The 12,246-nt window shown below is 60.8% G+C and carries 9 protein-coding genes and 3 pseudogenes; 5 read left to right on the forward strand and 7 right to left on the reverse strand.

The window, feature by feature from the left end:
- Positions 1-97 precede the first annotated feature (97 nt).
- Positions 98-403 (reverse strand): annotated as a pseudogene (locus P0D80_RS35595) (aldo/keto reductase); the annotation flags it as partial.
- Positions 404-506: 103 nt separating this feature from the next.
- A complete protein-coding gene (locus P0D80_RS35600; RefSeq protein WP_408290847.1) occupies positions 507-2,171 on the reverse strand; it encodes an alpha-amylase family protein in 1,665 nt (554 codons plus the stop codon).
- Between the two features lie 355 nt (positions 2,172-2,526).
- On the opposite strand from P0D80_RS35600, the gene P0D80_RS35605 reads away from it, so the two are divergent.
- The 4 genes from P0D80_RS35605 (at position 2,527) to P0D80_RS35620 (ending at position 6,367) form a co-directional block, all read left to right on the forward strand.
- Positions 2,527-2,703 (forward strand): hypothetical protein, encoded by a 177-nt coding sequence (locus tag P0D80_RS35605; RefSeq protein WP_408290849.1) that lies wholly within the window; start codon positions 2,527-2,529, stop codon positions 2,701-2,703.
- 96 nt (positions 2,704-2,799) lie between these two features.
- Positions 2,800-4,851, forward strand: coding sequence for an elongation factor G (fusA, locus tag P0D80_RS35610; protein WP_408290851.1), 2,052 nt, complete (start codon positions 2,800-2,802; stop codon positions 4,849-4,851).
- A gap of 264 nt (positions 4,852-5,115) precedes the next feature.
- Complete coding sequence (locus P0D80_RS35615) at positions 5,116-6,081, forward strand: Vgb family protein (RefSeq protein WP_408290865.1); 966 nt, start codon at positions 5,116-5,118, stop codon at positions 6,079-6,081.
- Between the two features lie 43 nt (positions 6,082-6,124).
- Positions 6,125-6,367 carry a hypothetical protein gene (locus P0D80_RS35620; protein WP_408290853.1) on the forward strand — a complete coding sequence of 81 codons (243 nt, stop codon included), beginning with the start codon at positions 6,125-6,127 and terminating at the stop codon, positions 6,365-6,367.
- Between the two features lie 328 nt (positions 6,368-6,695).
- On the opposite strand, the pseudogene P0D80_RS35625 reads toward P0D80_RS35620, so the two are convergent.
- Positions 6,696-6,891: pseudogene (locus P0D80_RS35625) on the reverse strand (2-oxo acid dehydrogenase subunit E2); the annotation flags it as partial.
- A 127-nt stretch (positions 6,892-7,018) separates the two neighbouring features.
- Positions 7,019-7,317: pseudogene (locus P0D80_RS35630) on the reverse strand (YciE/YciF ferroxidase family protein).
- A 541-nt stretch (positions 7,318-7,858) separates the two neighbouring features.
- Between P0D80_RS35630 and P0D80_RS35635 the strand changes: the two are divergent.
- Positions 7,859-8,296 carry a response regulator gene (locus tag P0D80_RS35635; RefSeq protein WP_408290855.1) on the forward strand — a complete coding sequence of 146 codons (438 nt, stop codon included), beginning with the start codon at positions 7,859-7,861 and terminating at the stop codon, positions 8,294-8,296.
- 590 nt (positions 8,297-8,886) lie between these two features.
- Here the strand turns inward: P0D80_RS35635 and P0D80_RS35640 are convergent.
- The 3 genes from P0D80_RS35640 to P0D80_RS35650 form a co-directional block, all read right to left on the reverse strand.
- Complete coding sequence (locus P0D80_RS35640) at positions 8,887-10,017, reverse strand: ATP-binding protein (protein ID WP_408290857.1); 1,131 nt, start codon at positions 10,015-10,017, stop codon at positions 8,887-8,889.
- 389 nt (positions 10,018-10,406) lie between these two features.
- The gene (locus P0D80_RS35645; RefSeq protein ID WP_408290859.1) at positions 10,407-11,432 is read right to left on the reverse strand and encodes a glycosyltransferase family 4 protein; all 1,026 of its coding nucleotides are present in this window, start codon (positions 11,430-11,432) and stop codon (positions 10,407-10,409) included.
- A complete protein-coding gene (locus P0D80_RS35650; protein ID WP_408290861.1) occupies positions 11,380-11,823 on the reverse strand; it encodes a helix-turn-helix domain-containing protein in 444 nt (147 codons plus the stop codon). Before P0D80_RS35650 ends, P0D80_RS35645 begins: the two co-directional genes overlap by 53 nt.
- Positions 11,824-12,246: the final 423 nt, after the last annotated feature.

A 12,246-nucleotide genomic window follows, 5' to 3' on the forward strand; every position in this document is an offset into this window, starting at 1 on the left:
TCGACCTCTGTCGCATTGAACGTCCGCTACGGAAAGGACACCGGTCGCCGCTATAGCCCTTTTCGTGCAGCCACGAACGTCCCAAGCACGCGCGGTCGATGCCCAGCGCCTTGGCAATCTGCCAGGCCGCCCAGTTCGAGACGCCGACGTAGCGGACATGGCCGTGGCGCACCGACTGGTCGAGTGCGCGCACGGTTTCCTCGATCGGCGTAGCCGGGTCGAAGCCGTGGATCTGGTACAGGTCGATGTGGTCGAGTTGCAGCCGCTGCAGGCTGGCCTTGACGCCGTCGAGGATGTGGCCGCGCGACGCGCCGCGGGAGTTCGGTCCGGGTCCGGTCTCGTTGAAGACCTTGGTCGCGACGACCACGTTCTCGCGTGGCACCTTCAGGTTCTTCAGCGCCTCTGGGGGAAAAGCCTTACCGTCAACGCCAGCCGCAGGACACAAAAAAAAGCCGCAGACAACGCTGCGGCGAACAAACGCACACGCCGAACGTTGGGATAGCCTGCTAGACCTCGCTGCGTTTGAGCAGATAGTCGAGACCTCCCACGCGATACCAGCGATAGCCATAGGGCTCGAGCACCACCGTGTGCCGTCCGGTTGCATCGGCCTGACTGTGTTCGTCGGAGAGCAGGTTGACGAGCCGCGCGTCGCCTGGATCGCCGGTCCCGGTTTTGAAACTGACCGTGCACGCGGTCGCGCTGAAGTTATGCAGACACACCACCGAATTATTGCGCCAGTCGTAGCGTAAGCCGAGCACGTCCTTACGCGATATCCGCAGGATCGAGAAGTCTCCCCAGCTGATCTCCGGCACTTCGCGGCGCATGCGGATCAGGCGTTCCATCCAGTTCAGCAGCGAATCCGGATCGCGGCGCTGGCTCGCGACGTTCACGCGTTCAAAGCCGTATGGCCCGCCTGAAATGACCCGCGCGGTCGGCTTTGGATGCTTCGTGAAACCGCCGTGCGGCTCGGTCGACCACTGCATCGGCGTGCGCGCGCATTCACGCTCCGGCAGGCGTAGATCGTCACCCATGCCGATCTCATCGCCGTAACGAAAGACCGGTGTGCCCGGTGACGTGAGCATCACGCTATACGCGAGTTCGAGGCGGCGCCGGTCCCCGTTGAGCATCGGCGCGAGCCTTCGGCGAATGCCGCGGTCATAGAGTTGCATGTCAGGCGCCGACCCGAATGCGGCGAATACGGTCTCGCGCTGCTCCGGCGTGAGACGTCCCAGGTCGAGTTCGTCGTGATTGCGCAGGAACACGCCCCATTGCGCTGTCGCCGGGCGCGGTTTTGTTGCGCGAAGCGCCTTCCTGAGCGGTGCAGTGTCTGCGCTCGCCATCGTATAGAACGTGGCTTGATTGACCTGAAAGTTGAACATCATCTGCAGACGCTCGCCCTCGTCGCCGAAATACTGCATGTCGGTGTCGGGCAGAACGTTTGCTTCGGCGAGGATGATCGCATCGCCCTTACGCCATTGGAGGAACTCGCGGAAGGTCCGCAACATGTCGTATTGCTCGACGGGCTGCCGCACCTGTGGGCCTTTGGTCGCGATCACGAAGGGCACGGCGTCCATACGGAAACCTGATACCCCGAGTTGGATCCAGAAGCCCATGATCTTCAACAGTTCCGCCTGAACGTGCGGGTTCGCCGTGTTCAGGTCGGGCTGGAAGTCGTAGAAGCGGTGGAAATACCAAAGGGCTGCTTCCTTGTCGTAAGTCCATGTGGATTTCTGCACGCCGGGGAACACAATGCCGTCTGTTGCGTTCGCGGGCTTCTTCTTCGACCACACGTACCAGGCGCGGTACTGTGACTCCGGGTCGCGGCGCGCGCTCTGAAACCACGCGTGCTGATCGGACGTGTGGTTCACTACCAGATCGATCATTACCCGCAGACCGCGTTGCCGGCACGCGTGCGTGAACTCGGCAAAGTCGCCGAGGGTGCCATAGCGGGGATCGACGTTGTAGTAGTCGGAAATGTCGTAGCCGTTGTCGCGGCCCGGCGAAGGCTGGAACGGCATCAGCCAGAGCGTCGTGATGCCGAGGCCCTGCAGGTAATCGAGCCGGCGCATCAAACCCTGAAAATCGCCGACGCCGTCGCCATTCGCATCCATGTAAGTGCCCACCGACAGGCAGTAGACGATCGCGTTTTTGTACCAGAGGTCGTTTAACATGCGCAATAGATGTCGTGGACTGGTTCGATGCTACGCCTGGAGCGACGATGACAGCACTCACCTGGTGGGAGCATGGCGTCATAAATCCAGTGTACCCGCGCTCCGCTTCGGGACGCGGCGTTTCAGGTCGCAAAGGGTCTGTTCAGCGACTAATAGAGGCTGATCCTTTCTGGAAGGCCAAGGTGTTAATACCTTCCTCCGGCTCACTTCGGGTGCGCTTGTCGGCACGTCGTATCTGGTCTTCGCCCCCGCGGGGAGAGCGCAAGCAGTCGTACGATCCATCGGCACCCCGAACACGCGCCAAGGTGGTCGCCCAACCTTAACGACAGCTCGCCGCCGGTTGTAATCCGTCAGAGTGGATCTGCTACCCGGAAATGCGCAAGCCGCAAGGCATCCGCTGGACGTCTGCCGGCCGCGTGGCATCGAGGTCTGGCAACTCGCGCCACAGATGCTGGACGGGCGGACGCCGCCGGCTGTGGCTGCCTACAAGGGGCAGCACGGAATGGTGCTGAATCAGCCGCAATGGAAGTGACACGGCTGCAGCCCGAATCCTACGGCTACCCCGTGTGGCGGACAGGCTCATTTTCCCTAATAATGGCCCCACCTCCCTTACTGCGCGAGGGCGAGCATGCGTTATAGCCCCGATGCCATCCGCACCGTCGCCCTGGTCGGGCATGCCGGTAGCGGCAAGACCTCGCTTGTCGAAGCGCTGCTGTACCACGGCGGCATGCTCCATGCGCCCGGCAGCGTCGAGCGCGGGACTACCGTCTGCGATTTCGACCCGCTCGAACGGAAGTATCATCATTCGCTCAACTCTACCGTCACTCACCTGCATTATCACGACACGCGCATCTATCTGCTCGATACGCCCGGTTATCCCGACTTTTGCGGGCCGTCGATCAGCGCGCTGCCCGCGGTCGAGACGGTCGCCGTCGTCATCAATGCGCAGACGGGCATTGAAATGACCACCCGGCGCATGATGACCTGGGCGGGCGAACGTAAGCTCTGCAGAATGCTCATCGTGAATGGAATCGATGGAGAAAAGGTCGACCTTCCAGGGCTACTCACGCAAATCCAGCAAACGTTCGGCACGGAATGCCTGCCCATCAACCTGCCGGCGCAGCGCGGCCGCCAGGTGGTGGACTGCTTTTTCAACCCTGGCGGCGACGCCGATTTCCTGTCCGTGGAGGCTGCGCACAATGCGCTCGTCGATCAGGTGGTCGAGATCGACCCGGCCCTGATGGAGCTCTACCTGGAGCAAGGCGAGGCCATCCGGCCGGAACAGCTGCACGAGCCTTTCGAGCGTGCGCTGCGCGAAGGCCATCTGGTGCCGGTGTGCTTCACATCGGCGGCCAATGGCGCCGGCATTGCGGAACTGCTCGATGTCTTCGTCCGGCTTCTGCCCAATCCGATGGAAGGCAACCCGCCGCTCTTCTATCGCGATTCCGGGGGCCGCAAGGAAGTCATGCGTGCCGAACCGGACGCCGACAAGCACGTGCTGGCCCACACCTTCAAGATCGTGATCGACCCTTACATCGGCAAGATGGCCGTGTTTCGCATCTATCAGGGTACGATCGAGCGCGATAGCCAGCTTTATATTGGCGACAGGCGGCAGCCATTCCGGGTCGCCCATCTGTTGATGCTGCAGGGCAAGGAACACGTGGATATCCTGCGTGCGGGTCCCGGTGATATCTGCGCGGTGGCCAAGGCCGACGACATTGGCCTCGATGCCGTGCTGCACGACGCGCCTGAGGACGGCAACATTCACCTCGTCCCACCAGACTTCCCGATGCCCATTTACGGCCTCGCGATCGAACCGGCGCGCCGCGGCCACGAGCAGCGGCTGTGGGAAGCGCTGCAGAAGCTGACCGCGGAAGACCCGTGTCTGCGTATCGAACGCGAGGCCAGCACCAACGAGACCGTCGTGCGAGGCCTCGGCGAGCTGCATCTGCGCTACATGCTGGAGCGGCTATCAGACCAGTACAAGCTCGAAGTCGTGACGCGGCCGCCGAAAATTGCCTATCGCGAGACCATCGGCGGCAGCGCCGAGGGGCACTGCCGCCACAAGAAGCAAACCGGCGGCGCTGGACAATTCGGTGAAGTGATGCTCCGCGTGGAGCCGTTGCCGCGAGGCGCAGGGTTCGAATTCGTCGACGCCGTCAAGGGCGGCGCCATCCCCGGCCAGTTCATTCCCGCCGTGGAAAAGGGCGTTCTGCAGGTGATCGAGAGCGGGCCGCTTGCCGGCGTCCCGATGCAGGATGTGCGAGTCACGGTCCTCGACGGCAAGAGCCATTCGGTCGACTCCAAAGAGGTGGCGTTCGTCACCGCCGGGCGCAAAGCCTTCATCGATGCGGTGCTGAAAGCCCAGCCTATCGTGCTCGAACCCATCGTGGACATCGAGGTGACGATGCCAGAACCCGCGATGGGTGACATCATCGGAGATCTGTCGTCAAGGCGCGGCCAGGTTCATGGCTCCCGCCCCATCGCCGGGGATGCCGTGGTCGTCGCGGGACAGGTGCCGCTTGCCGAACTCAAAGACTATCAGTCGCGTCTAAACGCGATCGCCGGCGGACACGGCAACTACAGTATTCAACTCAGCCACTACGCGCCGGTGCCCGCTGCCACGCAGGAATCGTTGGTGGCGCAGCACAAAAGCCGGGGCGACGCCGCGCTGCCGTGAATGGCCGCCGGTCGTGATTGTCGAGCGGCAGCGTTTGGTCGCAGCGGAAACAGTTAGGTAACGCGGAGATGCGGCGCAGCGACAGCTACAGCTACAGCTACAGCTACAGCTACAGATAAGTGCAACAATAAAAATGCCGTCGGGGCCTTTTGAAACTCATCCTGTGACATGGAGGCGAACATGCTGGAGATAGCGGGGGATCGCTTCGTGGCAGTGGTAAGCAAGATTCTCGAATCCCGGCTGACCCCGTGTCTTGTGTCGGCCATGGCAAGCGCCGCGCTCACCGTCTGTTCGGTGCAGGCGCAGGTACGACCGCCGTCGTTCGAGACTTTCGCCGTCCCGACCGGTAGTGCGCCACATGACGTCGCCCCGGCGCCCGACGGCGCCGTGTGGTACACCGCGCAGGCGCAGGGCGCGGTCGGTCGGCTGGACCCGCGTAGCGGCAGGATCGACCGGATTCTGCTTGGCGATGGATCGGCACCGCACGGGGTGATCATCGGGCCCGATCGCGCGGCATGGATCACCGACGGCGGCCAGAACGCGATCGTGCGCGTCGATCCGAAGACGTTTGCCGTCACGCGTTTTCCATTGCCGAAGGACCGGCCGGCCGCCAATCTGAATACCGCGGTCTTCGACAAGCAAGGGCATCTGTGGTTTACCGGCCAAAGCGGCGTCTATGGCGAGCTCGATCCGAAGCGCGCCAGCATGCGCGTCTTCGATGCGCCGCGCGGGCACGGCCCCTACGGCATCTGTGTGACTCCGGACGGCAGCCTGTATTTCGCGTCACTAGCGGGAAGTTATCTCGGCCGCATCGATCCCGGAAGCGGCGCAACGCAGGTCATCGATCCGCAGACGCCGGATCAGGGTGCGCGCCGTGTATGGTCCGATTCGAAGGGGCGTGTCTGGGTCAGCGAGTGGAACGCAGGAAAAGTCGGCGTATTTGATCCAGCGACGCGTCGATGGCGCGAATGGCGCCTGCCCGGCGACGATCCCCATGCATACGCGATATTCGTAGACGACCAGGACATCGTCTGGCTCAGTGAATGGAGCGCCAACGCACTAGTGCGCTTCGACCCGCGCACTACGCGGTTCGACGTGTTTGCGCTACCGCGTCCGCACGCGAACGTACGTCAAATGATGGGTCGCCCAGGAGAACTCTGGCTGTCCGAGTCCGGCACCGATCATCTGCTGCGCTACCGCTCCCGCGCAGCAGATGCCAGCGGGAACTGACGACGCACTGTCCACGAACGTCATCCACTGTACAGGAGAGCCTATGAGCGACAACTTTGGACGAAAAGTCGTGCCTGGCGGTGAATCAGCGGGGCTGTTTGATGCCGCATGCAATACCGTCCGCGATATGACTCAGGCCCGATGCGCAGTCGTGATAGTCGTCGACGGCACAGCTGGTTCGGGATATTCGGTGATCGGCCCGCTGGATGCGCAGGTGTTGCTGCCGGACAGCTTGCAGCAGATCGCTGATGCATTGCGCGGGCAACTGATGAAGAGCTTGCAGTAGCAGAACGGACACCCCGCCGACCGAGTCGCGCTCGACTCTCCAGCGACGAACGGCCGGTAAGAGCGAAGCAGCATCCGCTCAGCTTGGGCCCTGCGACAGTCGCTTCATGGCCCGGACCCTGCCAAAACGCCAAAGGATCCACGGAAGTAATGACAGGAGCGTCCAACACCGAGCCACCCCTTCCGATTTCCCGCAAATAGGCCTGGCCATTCGACGGGTGCCGCGTCGACGCGAAGCCCGGATTGGCAGGAGCGTCGACGGCATTGAGAGGCTGATTGTCAGCCATCTGATGTCGCCGGTGCGAGAGCGTCCGAACATGCGAGTATGGCTACTGCGCCATCCCCAGATCCGCAATCGTCGCGGCAAGAAAACGCGCCGCCTCACCGCCCGTGACGACCCGATGATCGAATGTCAGACTCAGCGGCAAGATCCGATGCACCGCGGGAATCCCCTGCCGCCACGACCTGCTCGTGAATGCGCCCGGCTCCGAGAATCGCGACAGTGGGCGGCACAACTAGATAGGCACCTTCCAAATATCAACAAATGACCTCCGGTATTTGCACTTGCTGTCGCTTCAAGCGAATGCACCTGTCGCGCTCCTCTACAACCGTATTAGCCGAATTAGCGGACACGGCGAGCGCGTTAGCAATATCAACGGATAGCCTTTTCTTCCTTCAGCTTCGGTCAGAAGCTTGACAGCAGCTGTTTCACCAAGCTGTTGAGCCAGTGCTATCAACGAGCCGTACGATGCAATTTCATAGTGCTCCACTTTCTGCGCTGCTGCGATAAGGGCCTTGCGTTTCTTCCAGGTGCGTCTCGAATGCCGACCGAGGGTCCGGGCTGGTCGCTGCCCGTGCCATCTTCGGAAGTGACTTCGTCATCTGCTTTTCGGCACTATAAATGTCGGAGAGCGAATGAATGAACAAATCCTTCAGGGTCATGGTAGCCATAGTTCCTCCTAACCCGCGGCGGGCCCGCAACTTCCAGCAAGCGCGGCGCGCCAGAGTGCCCGCGCAAGCCGCATGCCAAGGTGGCCTGAGGAGAACCTGCTGTGGAGATCTTTTGCACGTGCGGCCCTCCAAACGTCTCCGCGGCAGTCGCGGCCGAATTACTGAGGGAGCCAATCTCTCGAGCCCGCAGTGCCCCGACTGGAGGAGGTGTGGCGTCCGTGCACCGTTCTCGCATCGTAGAGATAGATGCCCAAATTCTCCAGCAATGAGGATCCGGTAAGATCCGGAGATAAGTCAAAAGCCGCAAGTCCGGGAAGGCTGCATAGCGCCAATTCGTTACTGGCACGATGGCCGCCCACAGCCTGTCGGGCAGCACAGGTGAGCGCTTTCGCTGACCAGAACAACCGCCGCTTTTGCGGGATCACAGTGAACCAAAGGTTTGCCAAAGCGCCTCTGCTTATATTTGGCTCCTGCGAATTGCGCCTGGAGGCGCTCTTCTCGGCACGACCGTTGCTGGTCATTCCGTACCACCGAGGCTACCATGGCGACCATCCTTCTCGTCGAGGACGAACCTGACCTGCTCTTCGTATTCCGGATCGTTCTGGAGGAGCGTGGGTATCGGGTGCATGCCGCGAGAAATGGCAAAGAAGGTCTCGATATTGCCTCCCGTTATCTTCCAGACCTGATCGTGACGGACTGGAACATGCCGGAAATGGACGGCGAAGAGCTCTGCGAGCGGTTGCGCCTTAGTCCCGCGCTGGCTTCCGTCCCGATCGCCGTTGTCTCTGCGCGTTATCCACCTCTTGGCCAAAAGTCCCTTTGGAATGCTTTCTTGCTTAAACCGGTAGATGTGGAAACACTGCAGCTAACCGTAGCACGATTGCTGGTCGGCCGGCTGTCTAGAACTTCTGTCAGACAAGCTTTGAGCGACCCGGCGCCGTCCAGATGGCAGCCGATTTCATGGCGATGCTGGCCTTGAAGCGCCAACGTGAGCGACGAAAGCCTTAGGCTGCGTAAGCGAAGGCGCAGGCATTTTCTCCAGTGGGCCTCTGCTTCAAATAGACCACAACGCCTACTGACTTCCCGATCTGAGCTTCCGCAAAATCACACATCAATGCGTCTACAGCCATCGCGGGGATGCGGATCCATTTCCGAGGGATCTGCCCGGTGTCGACCGGGAGGAGGTGCCGCAGTTTCCCCGAGGCAATCTCAAACCGCCCTACGCCTCACACGCTGCCAAATGGATGCGTGGGGATCCGGCTTGTGCCGGCTCCGCATCGCCCTTCACTTTCAGAGGGGCACGGAATGCGCGGGGCGATCTCATTGGACTACGCGTAGGCGCGAGAATATATGACTCTGACGGCACGCGCTATTGCGCGCCCAGCGCAATTGTTGGAGTTACGTCCTACGCGGCAGCGCTGCGTTCAGAAGCGGACTGAAGCCGGCCGAACTGGCTGACGGTGTACTTACCAGCATGGTTATGCTGCGACGGATCTCTGCCTGGCGAGTGCACGCGACGACGGCCGCCGAGCGGGTCGCTCTGCGTTGCAGCCTTCGACTATCAGCGCCCTACCCAGCTTCGTCCGCACGCGGAAGTAACACTGAAAATGAAGTCTCCGTCCGGTCGGAACGCGCTTCGATTGCGCCGTGGTGGGCTTTCGCAATTTCGCTGGCAATGTACAGACCCAGTCCGAGGCCTCCCCCGCTGTCGCATCCGCCCTGTTGGTCCGCGCCTCGCACCAGCGGATCGAAGACCCGCGAGAGCGTTGCGCGCTCGATGGCAGGTCCGCAGTTGCTGACCTCGATGCGGACATGCTTTACGTCGCCCGTGACCGTGATGCGCACTGGAGTATCCTGTGCACCATACTTGATGGCGTTCTGCACAAGATTCCCAAGTAGTTGCTGCAGTCGCTGGCCGTCCCAGACCCCTTGTGAATTACCACTCACGTGCAGGTCGATCTGCCTTTCGGGATGGACTGCCCGCAACTCGTCCACTTCGTCAGCGAGGACGTCCGCCAGATCAACACTTTTGGGCACGACGTTGATGCCAAAGCCCAGTCTGGTCCGATTGTAATCACCGAGGTCATCAAGCAACGCCTGCATCCGGGCCCCGCTACGTATCAGGCGGCCAGCGGCTTCCGATACTCGCTCGCCGGCATTTAGCGCTGCCAGATACGAAGCAGTCAGCTGGATCGCCTGAAGAGGGCTGCGCATATCGTGTCCCAGCATGCCGAGCAGCAGGTTACGACTTTGCTCGACCTGCGCACTAAAACAGGTGACCGATTCGGCAAGTGCCTGATCGATGGCTTCATTGAAGCGGATGACGTCATCAAGGTCAGGGTTCTCGGGCTGGCAATCATCCATCCACAAGCGAAGCACGCTCGCGCGTAGCGCGCGATATTCGGCGGCCAGCTGATTGATATTAAAACCGGCACGGGCTCTCAGGAGGGCGTGTGTTTGCGCAGCCGTTTCGCTCGCGGCGATTAGACTGGGGCCTCCTCCCAATGATTTTTCCCGTTGGACCTCACTGCTTTGCGAAGTTCGCAAGTCCTTTGCCACGGCCTCCAGGATTTGCTGCGCGTGATCGCGTAGGCCCATCGGTTCGATGCGTGCCGCCGCCGGCAGGAGGGTGGCTGCGAACGCCTCCCATTGGGCCACGATCGCCTCCATGTCTCGCGAGATAAAATCAGCAAGTCGCATGTCCGCCTCTCCAGAGCGTGAACCGGTGTGACGCGGTCGATCAGGTACTTATGTTACCCGCAAATTAGCGCCGATCTTCAATCGGAAGAGAACTGCATGGAAGGCGAACGCCACCGTGGACAGCCGCTTGCCTGGCCAAGTAAGCTTAACAATTCGACAAAGCACTCGTGTTGCAAAAATTGGCGCGGCAGACAGCATATTGATGTGCGCATAAGACCGAGCATGCTGCGATCCGTTAGCCGCACGGCGAACCCGCGATTCGTTGCGGGCCGTCTCGCCGACAATATTGAAGACAGGTCGTGTGTGTGTGTGGCAATCTCCAGACACCGGCAGGGGGCTAGTGTTGCTTCGTTCCTTGATAGGCGACTCCGGCTAAACATTCGTTGTTCTCAGCCGCGCCCAGTCTCAGTCACCAAGTACGCCGCAAAGCCGGGATACGCTGGTGATACATCAAGAAGGGAACAGCACGCGCGCGGCCCTTCATGCGCGCTGGTCCCGTCGGCGCAGATGCGCCGATAGAGGTCGATCGTTTCGTCGGCCATATTGTCGATCCCAAATCGGTTCTCGGAAATGCGGCGCCCCTCATTACCCAGCTGAGTGCGCAGGCCTGGATTGTCGATCAGCTGCACAGTAGCCGCGCGTAATGCGTCTGAATTTTTGGGCGGTAGCAGCAGCCCGTTCACGTTATTTCCGATCAGTTCGGGCACACCATCCACGTCAGTACCAATCACGGGCAGCCCCGCCGCCATCGCCTCGATATATGACTGGCCGAGCGCTTCCTGATGCGTAGGCAGCAAGAACGGGGCACAACCGCGCAGCACGTGTCCCTTCTTGGCGCGCATGCAGCCGATCACCGCATCGGGACCGAGCCCGAGCTCGGCGCGTAGGGTCGAACGCGCAACGGGTTCAGGCTTCACGATGCCGTCGTAGATCGTCTCTACGCGGCCCGCTGACACGCCGGCCGAAATAAGGTACCGACGCACGTAATGACTCACTGCGATCACGCGATGCGAAATCCAGGTATAGGTTGCGAGCGAACTGATAGGCAGCGCGAGGTGACGTGTCCGGACGACGAGCGGGGTACCCACAAGCCGCCCAGCTGTGCCCGCGACAAGGCTATCGTGGCCGCTATGCGTGTTAAGCACATCGAATGCACAACGCCGCAATAGTGCCTGGATAGACATCATCGAACGAATGTCGCCGCCGCCTCGCATGTTCGCGTGGTGCACCGCGAAGCCAAGCTCGGCCGGCCGCACGCCAATCTTCGCGCCGCGAGGACAGACCACTTCCACAGTATGTCCGCGCTCGCGCAACGCAAGCATTTCCTTCACTGTGCGAACTTCCTGACCGCCCGATCCTCCGTCAAAAGTCCAGTTGATCCGCCGTGATACCGAGTGCGGCCCCAATCTTTTCACGCGAAGAGTTGCTCAGGCGCTCTTTTGCTTCCAGTTGCGAGTAGGCTGGTTGACTGATGCCCATGCGCGCAGCGACTTCTGCTTGCTTCAGCCCAAGGTGCTGCCGCCATGCTCGAGACGGTGTTACACCGTCCACGGCTGCGCTCACGACCTCATGCGGAATCGCTCTACATCTGGCGCTATGTCCGGCGACACAGTTGCCGACATGATCTTGACCGGGGCGAGCAAAGCCGCGCCATGTGTAATCCTGTTTGCTGCAGACTTGCCTATCCGCATGCCATAGTTTCCCATCCCAATAGCGCAATCTGGTCTGCGATCCGATCAACCAATGACTCTCATAAAAGCCTTCGGACAGGTTCGATTGTAGAAGGGAATTAGAGTGTCTTCTCATTCGTTTGACTAGGACTCATCGGTCCTTACTCCGTGCACACGCAACCGAAAGACTACTCCCGAACTTTTCCCGCGCCAGATGAATGGCGAAACAGTCGGCCGATGCTCAAACACGGGAAGTTTCGTATGCTACAGATTTGCAACAGCAATGGTAACAATCCATATCGACGGGCCTTGCGCCTGTCATTCCCCCTGAAATATCGCCGCCGCGAAGAACCGGCAAAGTGACTCTGAGCGGCCCGGTTCGCCCCTCTCGGTCAATCGACATCACTCTGTCTCGGTGTCCGCTCCCGTGCAGACTACGGATCTTTTGGCCGCCAGAAGACGGCCCTTCTCAGTCGTACGAGGTGATCAAGATCTCCGGCCGCTTTTAAAATTGCAACGGCCGTTAGTCAATACGGTTGAATCGCACTGGAGGTTCAAT

It is taken from the genome of Paraburkholderia sp. RL17-373-BIF-A (assembly GCF_046030175.1).
GTDB lineage: Bacteria > Pseudomonadota > Gammaproteobacteria > Burkholderiales > Burkholderiaceae > Paraburkholderia.